12 protein-coding genes are annotated in these 21,144 nt (G+C 36.5%); 11 read left to right on the forward strand and 1 reads right to left on the reverse strand.

The features are described from left to right. The first annotated feature begins 11 nt into the window (after positions 1–11). From ACJJVP_RS08010 to ACJJVP_RS08060, 11 genes are all read left to right on the forward strand, one after another. Positions 12–1,358: a TolC family protein gene (locus tag ACJJVP_RS08010; RefSeq protein WP_405412496.1), complete on the forward strand. Its 1,347-nt coding sequence runs from the start codon at positions 12–14 to the stop codon at positions 1,356–1,358. Positions 1,359–1,397: 39 nt separating this feature from the next. Then, positions 1,398–2,648 (forward strand): efflux RND transporter periplasmic adaptor subunit, encoded by a 1,251-nt coding sequence (locus ACJJVP_RS08015; RefSeq protein WP_405412499.1) that lies wholly within the window; start codon positions 1,398–1,400, stop codon positions 2,646–2,648. 149 nt (positions 2,649–2,797) lie between these two features. Further along, positions 2,798–3,493, forward strand: coding sequence for an ABC transporter ATP-binding protein (locus tag ACJJVP_RS08020; protein ID WP_036157001.1), 696 nt, complete (start codon positions 2,798–2,800; stop codon positions 3,491–3,493). A gap of 146 nt (positions 3,494–3,639) precedes the next feature. After that, positions 3,640–6,057 (forward strand): ABC transporter permease, encoded by a 2,418-nt coding sequence (locus ACJJVP_RS08025; RefSeq protein WP_405412502.1) that lies wholly within the window; start codon positions 3,640–3,642, stop codon positions 6,055–6,057. Between the two features lie 22 nt (positions 6,058–6,079). Continuing rightward, on the forward strand, positions 6,080–8,428 hold the full coding sequence (locus ACJJVP_RS08030) for an ABC transporter permease (protein WP_405412505.1): 2,349 nt from the start codon (positions 6,080–6,082) through the stop codon (positions 8,426–8,428). A 102-nt stretch (positions 8,429–8,530) separates the two neighbouring features. Continuing rightward, positions 8,531–10,963, forward strand: a complete 2,433-nt coding sequence (locus ACJJVP_RS08035; RefSeq protein WP_405412507.1) for an ABC transporter permease — start codon at positions 8,531–8,533, stop codon at positions 10,961–10,963. Between the two features lie 229 nt (positions 10,964–11,192). Further along, positions 11,193–13,592: an ABC transporter permease gene (locus ACJJVP_RS08040; protein WP_405412509.1), complete on the forward strand. Its 2,400-nt coding sequence runs from the start codon at positions 11,193–11,195 to the stop codon at positions 13,590–13,592. Positions 13,593–13,626: 34 nt separating this feature from the next. After that, a complete protein-coding gene (locus ACJJVP_RS08045) occupies positions 13,627–15,291 on the forward strand; it encodes an ABC transporter permease (protein ID WP_405412511.1) in 1,665 nt (554 codons plus the stop codon). A 2-nt stretch (positions 15,292–15,293) separates the two neighbouring features. After that, positions 15,294–16,007: an ABC transporter permease gene (locus ACJJVP_RS08050; protein WP_405412512.1), complete on the forward strand. Its 714-nt coding sequence runs from the start codon at positions 15,294–15,296 to the stop codon at positions 16,005–16,007. A gap of 42 nt (positions 16,008–16,049) precedes the next feature. Next, complete coding sequence (locus tag ACJJVP_RS08055) at positions 16,050–18,467, forward strand: FtsX-like permease family protein (protein WP_405412514.1); 2,418 nt, start codon at positions 16,050–16,052, stop codon at positions 18,465–18,467. 68 nt (positions 18,468–18,535) lie between these two features. Next, the gene (locus tag ACJJVP_RS08060) at positions 18,536–19,201 is read left to right on the forward strand and encodes an ABC transporter ATP-binding protein (protein WP_405412516.1); all 666 of its coding nucleotides are present in this window, start codon (positions 18,536–18,538) and stop codon (positions 19,199–19,201) included. A 249-nt stretch (positions 19,202–19,450) separates the two neighbouring features. Here the strand turns inward: ACJJVP_RS08060 and ACJJVP_RS08065 are convergent, their stop codons facing one another. After that, the gene (locus ACJJVP_RS08065; RefSeq protein WP_405412518.1) at positions 19,451–21,127 is read right to left on the reverse strand and encodes an amidase; all 1,677 of its coding nucleotides are present in this window, start codon (positions 21,125–21,127) and stop codon (positions 19,451–19,453) included. Positions 21,128–21,144 lie beyond the last annotated feature (17 nt).

Below are 21,144 nucleotides of genomic sequence, written 5' to 3' on the forward strand. Positions count from 1 at the left end.
CCAATAAAGAAATGAATCAAAAATTTAAAATAACGGCACTTTTATTGCTCTCTATTTGGAGTTCTATAATGGCTCAAGATAGTTGGACATTAGATGAATGTGTTGCCTATGCATTAGAGCATAATTTGCAGTTGAACGATTTTAAGTATACCAACCAAGCCAATAGAGAAACGTACAGGCAATCGGTTCGTAATTTATTGCCATCTGTAAATGCATCTTCTAGTTACCTAATTAGTTATGGTAGAGCAGAGGATCCTAATACGGGTACATTTGTAAATCAAGATTTTTACTCGAACAACTATTCTTTAGAATCGTCTATAGATTTGTTTCAGGGTTTTCAGAAAATCAATTCAATAAAAGCGTCAAAATTACTGTTCAAGGCAACCGAAGAAGAAGTATTGCAGCAAAAATATTTGTTGGCATTTAGGGTGATGCAAGCCTTTTACGATATTCAGTTTTTTGAAGGATTGGTAGCAATATCAAATGAACAGTTGACCGTTTCTCAATCTAATTACAACCTAGTAGAAAGGCAAGTGGAACTAGGGCTGAAAGCTGGAGCGGATTTATATGAGGCGGAATCTTTATTATTGACCGATAAATTGAATGTTACCCAAAGCAACAATCAGTTGGCTACGGCAAAATTGACTTTGATTCAAGAAATGAATTTGGAGGATACGTCAGAAATAAACATTCAAAAAGATTTTGACGACTTAGCATTGGAATCTGATACCGATGAAATGAAATCTGATTCGGTTTATACCGAAGCACGTGGTTTTCTACCGATGATAAAAGCGCAGGAATTAAGAGCTAAAGCAGCAAAAAAACAGGTAGCAGTTTCAAGGGGGGCTTTATACCCTTCACTATCTTTCTTTGCGGGCATTGGCACCGGCTATTTTGAAACCACAAGAGATACAATGGGGAATACGCTGCTATTTAGACAACAATTTAGAGATAATACATCGCAATATATTGGAGTAAATTTAAGCGTGCCAATTAGTAACGGCTGGTCTGCGAGATCTAAGGTGAAACAATCTAAAATAGAAAAGTTACGTGCAGAGAATAATTTAAAGACACAAGAACAAGAACTGTTTCAAGCGATACAATTATTGGTTCAAGATTATAATTCTTTACTGGTAGAATTGGTACAGAGCAACCAAAAGATAGAAGCGCAAAACCTGGCATTTACAATAGCTCAAAAGCGCTATGAAAAAGGACTCATAAATGCATTGGAGCTTTTTACCGCTAAGAATTTATATGCCAGTGCACAGAATGAAAATTTACAAGTTAAACTCCGTTCAGAAATCAATAAAAGCACATTAGATTTCTACCGAGGATTACCAGTTTTCAATATAGATTAGCACGAACAACCAACAACTAACAAACGAATTTAGATTACGATGGATATAAAATTAGAAAAGAAAAAAGGATTGAAGCCAAAACACTTCGGCTACATTGCATTAGGAATACTGCTTTTATTTGTTGGCTACCAATTGTTATTTGCCAATTCTGTGTCAACCTTTAGAACAGAAAAAGATAAGCTTTCGACCGCTGAGGTTTCTGCAGGTAAATTTGATGATTATATTACTATTAACGGTAGTGTTGCACCAATAGCCACCATTTATATGGATGCTTATGAAGGAGGTCGTGTAAGTGAGAAACTTATAGAAGAAGGTGCAATGGTAAAGAAAGGTGATATTATTTTGAAGCTAGAGAACATGAATTTGTACGAGCAGATTTTGGCTAGCGAAAGTAACTTAGCTTTAAAGCAAAATGACTTAAGGTCAACCAAAATGAGTTTCGATTCAAGACAGGTAGAAGGCCGACGGTCTTTAGCGACGGCAAGTACAGACTTACAACGTTTGAAAAGAAATTATGAGCAAAACAAAGCCTTGTTCGATGATGAATTGATTTCGAGAGAAGCATTTCAGCTATCAAAAGAAAATTATGAATTGTCTCAAAAACAGCATGAAATTATTAAAGTACAAACCGTACAAGATGATGAATTACGCTCAACATCATTAAAAGGTTTGGATACAGATTTAGACCGTATGCAAAAGACTTTGGGTATGGTTTACCAAAGACTAGATCACTTAAATGTTCGCGCTCCTGCAGATGGTCAATTAGGATTTTTAGATGCCGAAATTGGGCAAAGTATAGCACAAGGGCAGCGAATAGGACAGATAAATGTTCTTACTGATTATAAAATCGAAGCGGAAATCGATGAGCACTATATTGATAGGGTTAAAAGGGATTTGGTTGCAGTTTTAGAGCGTAACGGAACAGAATTTCCATTGCGATTAAGAAAGGTATATCCTGAGGTAAGAAACGGTAGGTTTAAGGTAGATTTAGTGTTTACCGATAACAAACCAGAGACCATTCGTTCAGGTCAGAGCTACAATATTAAATTACAATTGGGAGAATCTAACGATGCACTTTTATTACCAAAAGGAAGCTTCTTTCAAAGTACTGGCGGACAATGGATTTTTGTTGTGAATGCTGATGGTGGAGAAGCCATTAAAAGAAATATTAGAATAGGAAAGCAAAATTCTAGATACTATGAAGTATTGGAAGGCTTGGAACCTGGAGAAAAAGTAATTACAAGTAACTATGATAATTTCGGCGAAGCCGAGAGAATAGTCTTAAAATAGCTTCGGCTTCGCTCAGCTACCTATAGAGTTCGAATTCGAACCCTGAGCGTAGCCGAAGGGTGAAAGGGCGAGAGAATAGTATTAAAATAAACAAAACTGTCACAATTGGGGAAACTCAGTGTCATTATAACAATCAAAATAGCAGGAATATGATAACTATTACCAACCTTAAAAAAAGTTTTAGAACAGAAGAAGTAGAAACTTTGGCATTGAACAGTGTCAATCTAAAAGTAGAAGATGGAGAATTTGTTGCCATTATGGGACCGTCTGGTTGTGGTAAGTCTACCTTATTGAATATCATTGGCATGTTAGACAACCCTACTGATGGCAGCTACAATTTTGCCGGTAATGAAGTAGGTGGATTAAAAGAAAGCGAACGTACCCAATTACGAAAAGGAAATCTAGGCTTCGTATTCCAAAGCTTTAATTTGATAGATGAACTTACTGTTTTTGAAAATGTAGAGCTACCGTTGATTTACTTAAAAATGGGTAAAGCAGAGCGTAAAGAAAAAGTAATGAAAGTATTGGAGCGTATGAAAATTGCGCATAGAGAAAAGCATTTTCCACAGCAACTATCAGGTGGTCAACAGCAACGTGTAGCTATTTCAAGAGCGGTAGTAACCAATCCAAAATTAATACTGGCAGATGAGCCAACAGGTAATTTAGATTCCAAAAACGGAATCGAGGTAATGAACCTATTAACAGAATTAAACCAAGAGGGAACCACCATAGTTATGGTAACACACTCAGATAGAGATTCGCACTATGCGCATAGAGTGGTTAACCTATTCGATGGTCAAATAGTAACTGAAAGTCAGAACAGGGCAATCGGAGCCATGATGTAGCGGGGTTTATTCATCAATCAATTATTGGTTCCGTTCACTGAGCGAAGCAGAAGTGAAGACAACTAATCAACCAAAAACCGAACCAACCAAGCTTATCTCTTAATCACGGATAATAGAAGTGTCATCAATCACATAAAACGAGAATCATGTTTAGAAACCATCTTAAAATTGCTTGGAGAAGTTTAAAGAAAGATAAACTCTTTGCCGCCATAAAAATTGGCGGCTTTGCTGTTGGTATAGCAGCCTGTCTTTTAATTGCATTATTCATTCGCAATGAGGTGGGTTATGATCAACACTACGCCAATAAGAATCAAATGTACCGTGTAGTGCTAGAAGGTATGTACAAAGGCGAAGTAATGAAAAGTACACACTTTCAATTGCCTTTTGCAGATGCCTTGCAAAGTGATTTTCCTGAAATTATAAAAGCAGGAAAAGTAAATACCACAGGAATATTTGGAGCTGGTAAACGTGGAATTCGTTTGACGGGTGAAACCCAAAACAACTTAGAAGACGGATTTCTTTTAGCGGACCAAGAGGCTTTTGAAATTTTAGAAGTGAAGTTGCTTCAGGGTAATCCGGAAACGGCATTGGCAAATCCGAAGAGTTTAATAATCTCAGAATCTAAAGCGGTAAAATATTTTAAAAATGAAACGATTATAGGCGAAACAATCATTTTAGATAATGACGCTAGTAAACCGTACACCGTTACAGGTGTTATGAAAGATGCGCCTAAAAATTCGCATTTAGAATACGATTTTTTAATACCCATTGAAGACACCAATGCAAGTTGGACTAATCAGAACTACTTTACCTATGTATTAGTAGACCCAAATACAAATGTTCAACAATTAGAGAAAAAAATGGTTTCTATTGTTGAAGATTATATCATTCCTGCACAACGAGAAAGAGGGCGTGCGCCAGATTTTATTGATGTGCTAAGAACTATGGAATATAAATTGCAGCCTATCACAGATATTCACTTGTATTCAGATATTAAAATGGCAGATGGTCTTAAGCATGGCGATATTAGATTCGTTTGGCTCTTTGCGGCTATTGCTGGTTTTGTACTACTGTTAGCAGTAATTAATTTTATTAATCTTTCTACAGCAAAATCAGCTAATAGAGCAAAAGAGGTAGGACTAAGAAAAACCATTGGTGCATATAAAAGTAATTTGGTGGTGCAATTCATGACCGAATCTATCTTGTTCAGTTTCGTATCATTTATACTTGGTGTTTTATTGGCTTGGGCATTATTGCCAGCTTTTAATATTATCGCATCAAAAACAATTGAAATGCCTTGGGCTATATGGTGGTTTATACCTGTTGTTTTGGTTTTTGCCCTTTTGGTTGGAGCATTGGCAGGACTTTATCCCGCATTTTATTTATCAGCATTTAAACCCGTAAATGTTCTAAAAGGTAGTTTAAGTATAGGTAGTAAGAGTGGAAAATTAAGAAGTGGATTAGTCATTTTTCAATTTACTACATCGGTAATCTTGATTATAGCCACGTTGATTATTTATCAGCAAATGGACTTTATTCTTCAAAAAGAATTGGGATATGATAAAGAACAAGTGGTGATACTTGAGGGCACCGGAGTATTAGGGAATAGTGCAGAAAATTTTAAAGAGCAGTTACTACAACTACCACAGGTAAAGGCAGCAACTATATCCAACTATTTACCAGTAGATGGTGGTAGTAGAAATGGAAATACCTTTAGAAGAGAAGATGAAGGAAATGAAGGTAGAGGCATACCCGCTCAAATTTGGAGGGTAGATTATGATTACATTAAAACATTAGGTATTACGCTTAATGCCGGTAGAGATTTCTCTAAGCAGTTTGCTTCAGATTCATTGAATTCCATCATTATAAATACCAATATGCAAAGAGAGTTAGGCTTAGAAAATGCAGTAGGCAAAGAGATTAATAATAATGGGCAGATGTTCAAAGTAATAGGCGTAGTAGATGATTTTCATTTTAAGTCCTTAAAAGAAGATATTTCTTCCTTGTCATTGGTAATTGGCAAAGATTTAGGATCTATATCACTGAAATTGGAGAAAGGTAATGTAAACCAGGCATTAGCATCCATACAAACTCTTTGGAATAAAAATGTTCCAAACCAATCTATAAATTATAGCTTCTTAGACCAGGAATTTAGCCGCATGCATGATGATGTAGAGCGCATGGGTAAGATATTCAACAGCTTTGCATTATTTGCCATATTAGTGGCGTGTTTAGGGTTGTTTGCCCTATCTGCATTTATGGTAGAACAGCGTAAAAAAGAGATTAGTATACGCTTGGTATTAGGTGCGCCATTTAAGAGTATCTATAAGTTACTTACCCTAGATTTCATGAAACTTATTTTAGTATCTATCATAATAGCTGTGCCGATAGGGTGGTATATGATGACCCGATGGTTAGAAGACTTTGCTTACCATATTACCATTGGTTGGGGAATATTTCTAGTAGCAGGTTTAATTGCATTGACCATTGCAATACTGACTATAAGTTATCAATCTGTAGGTGCGGCATTGATACAACCATTAAAAAGTTTACGGAAAGAATAATTCATCATCAAAAACGAGAATCATGTTCAAAAACTATATAAAAATCGCTGGGAGAAACCTTTGGAAGAATAAAGGATATAGCCTGCTCAATATTTTTGGTTTGGCAATTGGCATCACCTGTGCTGCCATGATTTTACTTTGGGTAGAAGATGAGGTAGGTTATGATCAAAATTTTGACAAGCAAGATGTAGTGTATTATGTACCCACCAATCAACAATACGAAGGAGAATGGCGAACATTTTTTCAGGCTACTCCCGGTCCGTTAGCAAAGGTTTTAAAAGAAGATGTACCAGGTATAGTTGGGTCAGCAAGAACAAAAGGTGAAGATTTTTTATTTCAAGTAGGAGAAACTTCTATCAATAAATTTGGGCGATTTGCAGACCCAGATTTTTTAAGCATGTTCAGTCTCTCATTTGTAGAAGGTAATTTAGAAACCGCTTTTAATGACGTAGATGCCATTGTCATCTCACAAGAGACGGCTAGCCAGTTATTTGGTGAGAATACTTCTGCAATTAATAAAGTAATTAAAATAAATAACGAAACAAGTTATACTGTTTCAGGAGTTTATGAAGATTTACCACACAATGTAACCTACAGTTTTGATTGGGTTGTTCCTTTTGAGCGCTTTGCAAAGGATAATGAATGGGTAAAAGAATATGGAGCCAATTTTTCAGACACTTTTGTAGAGCTTTCTCCAGAAGCAAATTTTGATGTTGTCAATAGTAAAGTGAAAGCCATACTTCCTATGAAAACGGAAGATGACGAAACCATAGCATTTTTGTTTTCTATGAAAGACTGGCATTTAAGGTCAGTCTTTGAAGGAGGCAAAAATATAGGAGGGCAAATCACGTATGTGAGATTGTTTAGTCTTATTGCCATAATCATATTATTGATTGCCTGCATCAATTTTATGAACTTGGCAACTGCTAGAAGTGAAAAAAGAGCAAATGAAGTCGGAGTACGAAAAGTATTGGGATCGGGTAGAAAAGGATTGATTTCTCAGTTTATGGCAGAGGCGATAATAACTGCAGCTTTATCTGCCGTATTGAGTATTCTGTTATTAAAATTACTGGTGCCAAAATTTAATATGATGATAGATAAACAACTAGATTTTAGTTTGTTCAATACTACTCATATTTTAACCTTGATCGGCATAACACTGGTTTGTGGTATTGTTGCGGGCTGGTATCCGGCATTCTACTTGTCTTCTTTTAAACCTGTAGATGTGTTGAAAGGAGCACGCAAAACAAAAGGGAGCGCAACATTTATTAGAAAAGGATTAGTAGCTACGCAATTTGTAGTTTCCATCGTATTTATCATTTGTACCATTATCGTCTACCAACAAGTACAATATGTAAAAGGGCGCGATTTGGGTTACAATAAAGAGAACCTAGTGAAGATTCCCGTAACCGGAGATATTATTAAAAACTTCAAACCTATTGAAGAAAATATGAAGTCTTCTGGAATGATTGAAAGCATCGGACTCATTAATTCTGATATTTTATCAGGCGGAAATAATACATCAGGATTAAGTTGGCAAGGTGGTGTAGATACTAAAGACGTTTTGGTTTCTGTACGTGATATTACAGCAGATTTTTTCAACACTGCTGGATTGGAGATAATTGAAGGTAGGGGATTCAGTAATAATCCCGCTCAAGACAGTGTCAATATAATTGTGAGTGAATCGTTCGCAAAATTAATGGGGAACGGCAGCTCTATTGGTAAAACTATAGAAGAGGATTACCCAGTAATTGGGGTAGTAAAAGATTATGTCTATGGTGATATGTACGGTTCTAGTGATCCGGTCATATTTTTTAATGATCCAAGCCAAGCTCGTTTTATGTATGTAAAAGCGAAGCCGGGCGTAGCAACAACAGCGGCATTGACAACAATGGAGGCATCATTGAAAAAGTTTAACCCTGCATTTCCTTTCGAGTATGAATTTGTAGATGACACTTATGATGCAAAGTTTAAAAGTGAAAAGCTGATAGGTAATCTTTCTCAGGTTTTTGCATTGCTTGCCATACTAATTTCTTGTTTAGGGTTGTTCGGCTTATCAGCTTTTACGGCAGACCAACGTAGAAAAGAAATAGGAGTACGTAAAGTATTAGGTTCTAGTATTACGGGCATTGTAACTTTATTATCCAAAGACTTTATGCAGTTAGTGTTTATGGCGATTATTATAGCCACCCCAATAGCATGGTTATTAATGCAAAACTGGTTAGAAGGTTTTGCCTATCGTATTTCTATTAATGCTTGGGCATTTGTCATAGCTGCAATAGTGGCCGTTTTTATTGCATTATTGACTATTAGTTTTCAAGCGTTCAATGCAGCTAGGGTAAATCCTGTAAAGAGTTTACGAACAGAGTAAAACCCCATCCCCAGCCCTTCCCTAAGGGAAGAGAGTAAATAATAATCACCAAGCCATTCCCCCTCCTTTGGAGGGGTTAGGGGGAGGAAAAAAACGAGAACCATGTTTAAAAACTATTTAAAAATCGCCTGGAGAAGCTTAAAAAAGCAAGCCTTTTTTACTTTTCTAAATACATTCGGACTAGCCATTGGTATGGCAGGAGCATTAATTATATCGCTGTACATCTACGACGAGCGTAGTTATGATAAAATGTTTGCCAATGCAGATAGAATTTATCGTATAGATGCAGATATAAAATTTGGAGGAGCGGAAATCAAGGCAGGGGAATCTGCCGCACCAATGGCGGAAACCTTAAAAAGGGACTATCCGCAGGTAGAAGCTTCAGTGCGTTTTAGAACCATAGGTAGTGCTTATGTAAAGAAAGTTGGGGAAAACAGAAGTGCCAAAGAAAACCATATAGCCTTCGCCGATTCTACAATGTTCGATTTTTTCGGAATAGGGTTACTCGCAGGTAATGCTAAAACGGCATTGACCGGCATCAACTCGTTAGTCTTGACCAAAAGTGCAGCAGAGAAACATTTTGGTGATACAGATGTTATAGGTCAAAATTTATTGTTGGATAATACCGATACTTATACGGTAACTGGTGTCATTGAAGACATGCCCCAAAATTCCTATTTCAATGACTATAGTGTGTTTTTGGCAATGGCGGGCAATGTAGCATCTAGAGAAGACAATTGGGGCGGCAATAACTATTTTACATTTATAAAGCTAATACCGGGAGCCAAGGTTGAAGATTTTCAAGAGCCCTTGCAAGAGATGTTAGAAAGGTATATGTTACCATGGTCACAAAAGTATTTTCCGGGTATGACGGCAGAGTCTTTTGCGGCATCTGGTAATTACATTCGGTACCATACCATGCCCTTGACCGATATTCATTTGTATTCTGATAGAGATACGGAAATGAATGCAACGAGCAGTATTCAAAATATTTATATTCTTTCCTTCATAGCATTGTTCTTGATTATTTTGGCAAGCGTTAATTTTATGAATTTATCTACGGCACATTCGTTAAAGAGAGCCAAAGAAGTTGGCGTTAGAAAGACCTTAGGGTCCAATAAAATGAATCTGGTTTTTCAGTTTTTAACCGAATCAGGTTTAATAGCATTTGTGTCTTTGTTAGCGGCACTAATCATTTCAATGATAGCATTGCCTTTTTTCAATAGTTTCACAGGCAAATCAATTGCTATTCCGTTTACTCAGCCCTTATTCTGGTTGGCGTTATTGGGGGCAACCTTTTTGCTTGGATTATTCTCAGGCAGTTACCCTGCATTTTTCATGTCAAGATTTACTGCTGTTAAAAGTTTAAAAGGTAGTAGTGCAGAAAGTGTAGGTAATGGTAGGGTGCGTAATGCTTTGGTCATATTTCAATTTTCAATTTCGGTATTTCTGATTGTAAGCACTTTGGTAGTATTTCAACAATTAAATTATATACAGAACAAAGATTTGGGCTTTTCCAAAGATCGGGTGCTTTTAATTAACGAAATAGGGGCGCTAGGATCTAAGACTAAAGCTTTTAAAGAACAAATTGCTGCCATGGGTTTTGTAGAAAGCGCTACGTTGAGTGATTACTATCCAACGCCATCTTGGAGGTCAAATAGTTCGTTCTTTGAAGAAGGTGCAAGAAGTCAAGAATATGCCATTCAAATGCAAGAATGGAAAGTAGATTCAGATTACTTAAAAACGATGGAAATGGAAATAGTTGCTGGGCGAGATTTTAATCCGCAATATGCATCAGATTCTACGGCTATGATCATAAATGAAGCTACGTTGCCTATTATAAATGTCACAGCGGAAGAAGCTTTAGGTATGCGCATATCTGAAGAAATAGAACTTGAAAATCCTACCTACTATACCATAATCGGTGTGGTCAAAGACTTTCATTTTACATCTTTGCGTAATAATATTGACGCACTAGGAATACAACTTAATTCTAATGCCGAGAATATGGCGGTAAGAATGAGCGGAGGAAACTTTGTAGATAATATTTCAGCCATAGAAAGTACATGGAACGCCATGGCACCCGGGCAACCTTTCGATTATCGCTTTATGGACGAAGCCTTTAATACCACTTATGAAGCGGAACAAAAACTGAGTCAGATATTTTTCATTTTTACTATGCTGTCCATTTTTATTGCTTGTTTAGGATTATTTGGATTAGCTGCCTTTAATGCCGAAAAACGAACAAAAGAAATCGGTGTTAGAAAAGTGTTGGGAGCTACTGTAAGTCAAATATCTTACCGGCTTACGGTAGACTTCTTAAAATTGGTGGGTGTAGCTATTCTCATTTCTTTACCCCTAGGTTGGTTCGCCATGAACAAGTGGTTAGAAGATTTCTCATACCGCATTGAAATCGGTATCGGCATTTTTGCTCTTGCAGCAGTATTGGCAATTGTAGTTGCAATTGTAACGGTAAGTTACCAAAGTATAAAGGCAGCAATTGTAAACCCGGTAAAGAGTTTACGATCGGAGTAATACATGAAAATGGTGTAACATTCTCATTTTTAAGTGGTCTTTGTAAATATATTGTACATCAGTTGTCTAATTATTTTACACACTAATTTATATGTTCTATTGTAACTATTTGATATGCAGTAAATTAGTAGTGTGGCATGAATTTAGGTTCAAATTTATGGTCATCAATCAATCAATCAATCAATCAATGTTTAGTATCAACTAATCATCAATCAAAAAACGAACTATCATGTTTAAGAACTATTTAAAAATCGCTTGGCGAAATCTTCTCAAGAACAAGGGGTATACATTTATCAATGTTGGCGGACTTGCTCTAGGTATGGCCGTTACGCTTATCATTGGCCTATGGATCCAAGACGAGTTATCTTACAATAATTATTTTTCTAAAAAGGACAGTATTGCTCAGGTTTATCAATCCCAAACATTTAATGGGAATATAGGTACAGGTCAAGCAATACCCAGGCCTTTGGAAAAGGCTTTAAGAGATGGTTATGGTGATAACTTTAAGCATCTCGTGATGTCTACCTGGAACAATTCAAGATATTTAAAATACAAAGAAAAAAGCCTTTCTAAGACGGGTTATTTTATGCAGCCCGAAGCTCCGGAAATGTTAGAGTTGAATATTTTAAAGGGTGAGAAAGATGGTTTGCGAGAACTAAATTCAGTAATGTTATCTGAATCGGTTGCCCATGCATTTTTTGGTAATGAAGACCCTATTGGTAAAACTTTAGAGGTAAATAACCAATATGATGCTGTTGTGAGTGCGGTATATGAGGATATTCCATTTAACAATTCGTTTCATGATGCAGAGTATTTGATGCCTTGGGATAAAGTAATTGCTACCCAAGAATGGATGAAAAATGCTGAAGATAATTGGGGAAATAACTCTTTCCAGATGTTTGTCCAGATAGCGGACAATACCTCAATGGAAAAGGTAACACAGACCATTTTAAATGTAAAGAAAGATTTAAACGAAGACACGGCAGAATACAATCCCCAGATTTTTCTATTTCCTATGAAAGACTGGTATTTGCGTAGCAGTTTTGAAAATGGTAAACAACAGGGCGGGCGTATAAAATATGTATGGCTATTTGGTATTATTGGTGCTTTTGTATTGTTGTTGGCGTGTATCAATTTTATGAATTTAAGCACGGCGAGGTCAGAGAAACGTGGTAAGGAAGTTGGTATAAGAAAATCTATAGGGTCACAACGTGGACAATTGATCTATCAGTTTTTAAGCGAATCGTTTTTGGTAGTATTATTTGCCTATATTCTTGCCGTTTTTCTGGTATTGCTTTCCTTGAACGGGTTTAATGACTTGTCTAAAAAAGAAATTGTATTCCCGTGGAACAATGGTATGTTTTGGATGATATCGTTGGTATTTATCTTATTTACTTCATTATTGGCAGGTAGTTATCCTGCTTTATACCTCTCCTCTTTTAAACCGGTAGATGTGCTTAAGGGCACGTTTAAAACAGGTAAGTATGCGGGTTTGCCCAGAAAGATATTGGTGGTGATACAATTCACGGTTTCCGTGGCATTTATCATTGGTACCGTAATTGTAATGCAGCAAATTAACCATGCAAAAAATCGCCCTGTTGGGTATGATAAAGAAGGATTGGTTCAGGTACCTACATTCAGTCAAGATTTTAACGGAAAGTACGATTTAATGCGAGCAGAGTTTATGGGTTCTGGAGCAGTCATAGAAATGTCGGCATCTAGTAGTCCCACTACTGAAATATGGTCTAATAGAGCGGGATTTAATTGGGAGGGAAAACCAGAAGGTTTTCAAGAGGATTTAGCTTGGACCGAAGTAACACCAGAATATGCAAAATCATTAAACCTTAAAATTATTGAAGGCAGGGATTTTTCAAGGGACTTTGCATCAGATTCCTTGGGAGTTCTTATAAATGAAACAGCAAAAAAATACTTGGGAATGGAAAATCCCGTAGGTCAACTATTGCGAGATGCAGATGAAGAAGATCCCGATCCGCCGTTAAAAATAATAGGTGTGGTTCAAGACATGATAACCCAATCTCCTTATGAAGCGGTAAAACAAGGACTTTATGTATATGATAGGAACGGCAATTCTAGTTTCTACAACTTAAGATTAAATCCAAACCAGAGTGCCTCACAGAATATAACAACGATCGAAACTATTTTTAAGGAGCATTTTCCAGATTTACCTTTTCAGTATGATTTTGTAGATGGGGAATACGGTCAAAAATTTGCATCGGAAGAACGCATTGGTACCCTTTCTGGAGTATTCACGGCACTGGCAATTCTAATTAGTTGTTTAGGATTATTTGGGTTGACCTCATTTGTTGCAGAGCAAAGAAAGAAAGAAATAGGAGTGCGCAAAGTGCTAGGGGCATCTATCTTCAATGTATGGAACATGCTTTCCAAAGACTTTTTAAAACTAGTGGTGATCTCTTGTTTTATTGCCGTACCTATAGCTTATTTCATTATGAATGGTTGGTTACAGGAATATCCGTATAGGGTAGTGCTTAAATGGTGGATTTTTGCCATTGCCATGCTTGGGGCTATGTTGGTGACTATTGCGACAGTTAGCTTTCAAGCCATTAAAGCTGCAAGGGCAAACCCTGTAAAGAGTTTAAGAACGGAGTAATATAAAAGTCATCAATCAATTTAAAACAATAATCATGTTTAAGAATTATCTCAAAATCGCTTGGCGAAACTTGGTAAAGAACCGCTTGTTTTCCGCAATCAATGTTTTGGGTCTTTCTATCGGACTAGCAGTGACCTTGATATTGTTAATCTTTATAAGGCATGAGCAGAGTTTTGATAACATGTATAGTAATGTTGACAATATCCAAAGGGTGTTGTTACATACAGATGGTGACAATGGGAGAGAAATTTGGGCCACGGTACCTCCGTCACTTGGTCCAACTATGATGACCGATGTTGCTAATGTCGAATATGCTGCAAGAACTTTAAAGAATGATTTTGGCGGTACTGCGTCATTAAGAGTGTTGGAACAGAATTTTACCGAAAAAGACCTCTTTTGGGTAGATGCTGAGCTTTTGAATATTTTTGATGTTCCATTTATAAAAGGTCAAGCAAAAGGAGCATTGGATCGACCAAATACAGCGGTACTCTCAGAAACAAGTGCTAAAAAATATTTCGGTGAAAAAGACCCAATAGGAAAAACCTTTACTGTAGATGGCAAGTATAAATTGGAGGTAACTGGGGTTTATAAGGATTTTCCCAATAATAGCACACTAGATTGTAATATAATGGCTTCCGGAATAACCACATGGTTTTTTAAGAATCCTTCTTGGAATAATGCCAGCTTTGAAACCTATTGCTTATTAAAACCTAGGACAGATTTGGAATCCACAGAATTGCAGTTACAGGAAATGCTAAATAAGAATATGGAAAAGGAAAATCAATGGTACACATTTTCCCTACAGCCCATGAAAGAGGTTCATTTATATTCTGCTGGTTACGATAATGCGTATGCAAATCGAATAGGTGATATAAAAGAAGTACGTAATCTCTCTTATTTGGCACTTATAATTCTGTTGATTGCCAGTATTAACTATATGAATTTGACAACAGCTCGTTCTCAGAAACGTTCTAAGGAAGTAGGCATTAGTAAGACTTTAGGTTCATCTTCAGGTAGTCTGTTAATTCGGTTTTATATTGAAACAGGTTTGGTGACGCTTATTTCTCTTGTAATCGGTGTATTATTAACCTTAACTGCTTTACCTATATTTAATTCTGTTACAGGGCAAGAGTTAAATTCTGATTTACTGCTAAATTTTGAATTCTTTATAGGCTTGTATGTGCTTTGGCTAGTGGTAACATTAATCTCAGGATCTTACCCAGCATTATACTTGTCTAAATTCAAACCAAGTATAGTATTAAAGTCCTCTACTGTTAACAGTAAGGGCAATATTTTTATACGAAAAGGCTTGGTTGTATTTCAATTTGCTGCGTCCGTGGTATTGATTGTTGGTGTGTTGATGATTTTAAAACAAATGGAGTTCATCCGGAATCAAAAGTTAGGTTTTAATGCCGAGAATGTTGTAGCTATTTCAATCAATGGACTAAAAGGTTCAGAAAAAAAAGATGCCTTGGTGTCAGAACTCAAAGGTATAAGTAATGTTTCTTCGGTTTCCTTAGCGCAGGGCTTTCCGGGAATGGAAGTAAGCGGTAGATCTTTAAGTAGAAATGAAGATGATAAAGAAAAGTTTAATATACAGACGAACGTAACCGATGCCTCGGTTATTGATGTCTTACAATTAAAACTACTTGCTGGGCGAACATTGCCAAGTTTAAACAAGAAAAAGATACTCTTGTAGAAGTGGTCTTAAACAGAAAAGCGGTAGAATATCTTGGGTATTCTCCTGAGGAATCTATTGGAAAAAAGGTACATATTTCAGTGCCTAATACTATTGTTGGCGTGGTCGATGATTTTAACTTTGCATCCTTACATGAGCCTATAGGAGCATATGCTTTTCATAATAATACAGGGGAAGGTAAATCCTTTGCATTGGTTCGTTATAATACGGCAGGAAAGAGTAGTACAATCAATCAGTTAGAAACAGTATTTAAAGCTGTGGCTCCCAGTGCCGCTTTCAGTTATAGCTTTTTGGATAATAATCTTCAAAATTTATATGTGCGAGAAAAACGCGCAGTTAAAGTGGGAGTTATTTTTTCTGTACTAGCTATTTTTATTGCCTGTTTGGGGCTATTTGGATTGGCAGCTTTTGTGGGCGAACAGCGAAAAAAGGAAATTGGTATTCGTAAGGTTTTAGGAGCTAGTATTGTTGGTATTGCACAAATGCTGTCCAAAGATTTTGTAAAATTAGTTTTTATTGCAATGCTCATTGCTTTTCCTATAGCATATTGGCTTATGGACCGTTGGTTATCAAATTTCGCATTTCATATTGATATGAGTTATTCGGTATTTGTCATCGCAGGAATTTCGTCTTTGATTATAGCCCTTGTTACAGTTAGCTTTCAATCGGTCAGGTCAGCATTAAGTAATCCTGTAAAAAGTTTACGAACGGAGTAATATAAAAGTCATCAATCAATCAATCAAAACAAAAATCAAAACATGTTTAAGAATTACATAAAAGTCGCTTGGCGAAACTTATTGAAAAATAAGGTGTTCACTGCAGCAAATATTGTGGGATTGACCTTGGCATTTGCGGTTGCACTATTATTGACGATGACAGCCTTGTTCGAGTTGTCGTATGACCAATTTCATGAAAATAAAGAGTCGGTCTATCAAGTGTACTATACCAATCAGACTCCAAAAGGTTCAGATATTTCTACCGCTAATCCGGTGCCTTTTGCTCCTGCTTTAAAAGAAGAGGTGCCAGGTGTAAAACAAATATCAAGGGCATTGAGTGAAAATGCGCTTGTGTCGTATGGCGATAACGATTTTAATTTAGATGCAGAATTTGTAGATGCCGACTATTTTTCAATTTTTAGTTTCCCTACACTTTTGGGGGATACAAATAAACCAATGCCTGATCAAAACTCGGTATCCCTTACAGAAAAAGCTTCTAAAAAGCTATTTGGCACTACTGATGGTGTTGGAAAAACCGTAAGAATTCTAATAGGCAAGGAAGAAAAACCTTTTACGGTTTCCAGTATTTTAAAAAACATAACAGATAATAGTAGTGTCAGTTTTGATATTGCTATTCCATTTGAAAGCCATTGGGATTATAAAGAATATACAGATGATTGGGATTCTCAAAATCACCCAGTATACCTTCAATTGGCTGACGGAGTTTCTAAATCTCAGTTTGAAGAAAGTACGGTAGCGTTTACCCTTTTGCACAAAGAAGAGCAAATGAATAATATGAAGCGTGATGGTGCACAGCCAGATGTAAACGGTAATTACAGTCAACTTAATTTATTGCCTTATACGGACAAACGTTTCGCAAATTTTAATTCTGGCGTACTGCAAATAAAAAGAACATTTCCTTATATGATTTTAGGCATCGCCTTTTTGATCATTTTTATTGCCTGTGCCAATTTTGTGAACATGAACATTGCCTTGGGTGAAAAACGCCTTAAGGAAATTGGTATGAGAAAAACCCTTGGTGCCGTAAAAGGACAACTTTTCGGTCAATTTTGGTTAGAGAGTTTAATGGTGTTCGCCATTGCGGTAGTTTTGGCACTAATACTCTCTAATTTATTGATTGGTCCCTATAAAACACTCTTTAATACAGATGCTACTTTTCAGAATTTAATGACGCCTGCTATTTTGGGTAGCTTTTTATTGGGGATTCTAATAGTAACCTTGTTTACAGGTGGTTACCCGGCATTGCTTTTAAGTAAGCTAAACACATTAAAAGCTCTTAAAGGCAAATGGGAATTGGGAAAAAACGGAGTGCGCAATGCGTTGATAGTAGTGCAGTTTGTAATTGCAATCGTTTTGATAACAGGTACGTTGGTTTTTCAAGGGCAATTGCAGTTTATGCGCAATAAAAATCTTGGATTTAATAAAGAACAAGTGGTTTCTATACCATTAAACGGAAAGAAAGACAGTTACCGCGTAATAGAACTTATGAGAAATGAGCTTCGCGGAAATAACAATATTTTAAGCGTAACAGGGTCTGATAATAACTTTGGGAGAGGTAGAGATGGCAGCATGTCTATTAGTAAGTTTGGTTTTGAGCATAAAGGCAGAATAGTAAATAGTAATGTGCTCAATGTAGATTATGATTATGCGAAGACATTGGATATTCAATTGTTAGAAGGGCGAATGTTCAGTAGAGAATACAGTGCAGATAGTTTAAGTATGGTAATCAATGAGGCTATGGTGAAAGAGCTGAATGAAGAAGATAATCCCTTAGCGACAAGAATATATTTCGATGAAGATTCCGTAGCCTATAATGTTATTGGTGTATTAAAAAATTATAATCATCAAGATATTAGTAAAAGCATAGAGCCGCTTACTTTTTTTCTCGACAAAAATTATGATTTGTATTATGCCTACGTAAAAGTTGCACCTGCAGATATGGCAAGTTCTTTTGATGCCATTAAAAATGCCTGGCATAAAGTAGAGCCGAATGCAGAATTTTTAGGTTCGTTTATAGATGAAAATATAGATAGAACCTTTAAAAAAGAGAAGTCTATGGCTACAATTATTACCGCTGGTTCTATTTTAGGTATAGTATTGAGTTGTATCGGTTTGTTTGCCATGTCGTTATTGGTTGTTGCACAACGAACAAAAGAAATTGGCGTACGTAAGGTAATTGGTGCAAGTACATCATCAATAACCATATTATTGACCAAAGACTTTTTAAAGTTGGTAGGTATAGCCTTCATCATAGGAGCGCCAATAGCTTGGTTCGCTTTAGATAAATGGTTGCAAGATTATGCATTTAGGGTACCGTTAAGTATCTGGTTTTTTGTTGGTGCAGGATTGTTAGCTGCCCTAATTGCGCTGTTGACAGTAGGTGCCAGAACCATGAAAGCTGCAGCGGCAAACCCTGTAAAGAGTTTAAGAACGGAATAATTTTTAATATTGCTAACCAACAACCACTAATACACTATTTCACTAACCAACTAATTCACTATAAACAAATGTTATTACAATTAAGAAATATTTTCAAATGGGTTCAGCAGGGCGGTCAACGCGTGTTTTTGCTAAAGGATATTAATCTAGAAGTTCAAGAAGGAGAATTCATATCTATTATGGGTCCGTCTGGATCTGGGAAATCTACATTGCTTAATGTGATTGGTATGCTAGATACGTTTGATGAAGGGGAGTATGATTTTTTGAACGAATCGGTTCATACTTTAAAAGAGAAGTATCGTTCTAACTTGTATAAAGAGTACATCGGTTTTGTTTTTCAATCATACCATTTATTAGATGATTTAACGGTAGAAGAAAACCTAGAAATGCCTCTATTATATAAGAAGGTGAAAGGTTCAGAACGTAAAGCATTAGTAGCCGATATGTTGGATAGATTCAATATTGTAGGTAAAAAAGATTTGTTTCCCACACAGTTGAGTGGAGGGCAGCAGCAATTGGTTGGTGTGGCGCGTGCACTCATTGCAAATCCTAAACTGATATTGGCAGATGAACCAACGGGGAATTTAAACTCTCAGCAAAGCGAAGAAATCATGCAGATTTTTAAGAAATTGAACGAAGAAGATGGGGTGACCATCATACAAGTAACACATTCCGAGAAGAATGCAGCATACGGTTCAAGGATCATCAACCTTCTAGACGGAAGAAAGATTTAGTCTTGAAATGATGATTTATCCTAACTTTTTAAATATATAGGATAAATCATCAAATAATAATCTATATCTAAAATGTCACTTCGAGCGCAGTCGAGAACTTATATGTTTTAAGGAAATTTTCAAGAAACTTTTATTAATAAAAGTATTCTGACTTAACTTAAAATTACATATTCCAACAACCAACAACCAACAACCAACAACCAACAACCAACAACCAACAACCAACAACCAACAACCAACAACCTGCCACTAATTCGTATACCCTTCAGGATGCATTTCGTCAAATTCGGTTTGGTCTTGAAAAGCTTTAGCTAATAAAAGAATACTTGCTTCATCATATAAATTAGACACTAGAGTAACACTGGTTGGGTGTTTTTTTTCATCCAATCCAGTAGGGATTGAAATTGCCGGGTGACCGGTTAGATTCGTTGTTATCGACAACCTATTCCCAGAACTTGGTGAAATTAAAACATCATAATCTTTCATGATAGCTTGCATTTTCTCAATGAGTACTTGTCGTTGTCTGTTTGCTTGTATGTATTCTACTGCTGGAATAAAGCGTGCTTGACGTAAAGAATTTGCTCTAGAACGTTGAGTTTGCTCTACCATTTTATCCACTTCTTCAGCACGAACCATATCGTCGAAAAATGCTCCCGCTTCTGCTCTTAGTATGACATCAAAACTGTTGTAGGGAACGTCTTTTGGTAATTCCACTTCGTTAAGTGTAAGTCCCATTTCTTTAAAAATTGCAATTGCCTTATCCAGATTCACTTTGCTATCCGAAGAATCTTTTTCTATGTCTTTTTTTAAATACCCTATACGTAGGGTTTTGTAATCTTTGTTAGGATCAAATCCGTCAGGGTAATCGGTAGTCATTCCGTCTTTAGGGTCTTTTCCTGCAATAACACTATATACAATTGCGCAGTCTTCTGCACTTCTTGCCATTGGTCCTACTTTATCCATAGACCAACTTAAGCTCATAACGCCATGTCTACTAACTCGACCATATGTTGGGCGTAAACCTGTAATTCCGTTTCTTGTACTAGGTGATAAAATAGAACCTAATGTTTCGGTACCTAATGCATAAGGAACCAAGCCTGCAGAAGTTGCAGATCCAGAACCTGCTGATGATCCAGAAGCACCTTGGGTAGTATCCCACGGGTTTTTAGTTTTTCCATCAAACCAAACATCACCACGAGCCAGAGAACCTGACACCAATTTTGCCACTAGCACTCCGCCAGCATCTTGTAATTTTTGAACCACGCTAGCGGTCATATAAATTTGTTGATTGCGGTAAGGTTCAGCACCCCATGTAGTTTTGTAGCCTTCCACTGCCATTAGGTCTTTTACACCGTAAGGAATACCATGAAGAATTCCGCGATAATTACCTGCAGCCAGTTCGGCATCCATTTTTTTAGCATGTTCCAACGCCATTTCTTCTGTTATGGTAATGGTACATTCTAAAATAGGATTGTATTTCTTTAACCGAGCTATAAAAAACTCTGTCAAATCAAAAGAGCTTATTTTTTTGTTTTTGATGAGTGATGCCAGTTGAGGTATGGAATAAAAAGCAAGGTCCGCCTTTTTTGAAGGAAGCGCTATATTCTCTGGTATTTTCCATTCCGGGAATCCGTTTTGTGGTTTTGACTCAAAATTCATAGGTAGCGGGTCAAACCGAACCGCAGGTACTACATCGTAGTCTAGAGTATATTTTCGTAGGGAATCAAACCCTTTTTTATTCCGCTGTAAATAGGGGTATAATGTGTCGATGTATTGTTTGCCAAAATCTAAACCTATGAGTTTCTGTGATCGTTTTACATCTTTTTTAGAGAATTCATTTTTAGAGCTAGTACAAGATGTAATGATTAATGAAGTAAGTAGACTAAAAAATAGAAACAGGGGTAATCTTTTTGTAGGTTGGTACATGTTAGTTGGTTTTAAGA

The sequence above is a fragment of the Maribacter sp. Asnod1-A12 genome, from assembly GCF_045063735.1.
Taxonomy (GTDB): Bacteria; Bacteroidota; Bacteroidia; order Flavobacteriales; family Flavobacteriaceae; genus Maribacter.

Bases quoted from the DNA above. Each gene is read 5' to 3' on its own strand.
- ACJJVP_RS08010 (WP_405412496.1), top strand. From the start codon at position 12: ATGAATCAAAAATTTAAAATAACGGCACTTTTATTGCTCTCTATTTGG.
- ACJJVP_RS08015 (WP_405412499.1), top strand. From the start codon at position 1,398: ATGGATATAAAATTAGAAAAGAAAAAAGGATTGAAGCCAAAACACTTC.
- ACJJVP_RS08020 (WP_036157001.1), top strand. From the start codon at position 2,798: ATGATAACTATTACCAACCTTAAAAAAAGTTTTAGAACAGAAGAAGTA.
- ACJJVP_RS08025 (WP_405412502.1), top strand. From the start codon at position 3,640: ATGTTTAGAAACCATCTTAAAATTGCTTGGAGAAGTTTAAAGAAAGAT.
- ACJJVP_RS08030 (WP_405412505.1), top strand. From the start codon at position 6,080: ATGTTCAAAAACTATATAAAAATCGCTGGGAGAAACCTTTGGAAGAAT.
- ACJJVP_RS08035 (WP_405412507.1), top strand. From the start codon at position 8,531: ATGTTTAAAAACTATTTAAAAATCGCCTGGAGAAGCTTAAAAAAGCAA.
- ACJJVP_RS08040 (WP_405412509.1), top strand. From the start codon at position 11,193: ATGTTTAAGAACTATTTAAAAATCGCTTGGCGAAATCTTCTCAAGAAC.
- ACJJVP_RS08045 (WP_405412511.1), top strand. From the start codon at position 13,627: ATGTTTAAGAATTATCTCAAAATCGCTTGGCGAAACTTGGTAAAGAAC.
- ACJJVP_RS08055 (WP_405412514.1), top strand. From the start codon at position 16,050: ATGTTTAAGAATTACATAAAAGTCGCTTGGCGAAACTTATTGAAAAAT.
- ACJJVP_RS08060 (WP_405412516.1), top strand. From the start codon at position 18,536: ATGTTATTACAATTAAGAAATATTTTCAAATGGGTTCAGCAGGGCGGT.
- ACJJVP_RS08065 (WP_405412518.1), bottom strand. From the start codon at position 21,127: ATGTACCAACCTACAAAAAGATTACCCCTGTTTCTATTTTTTAGTCTA.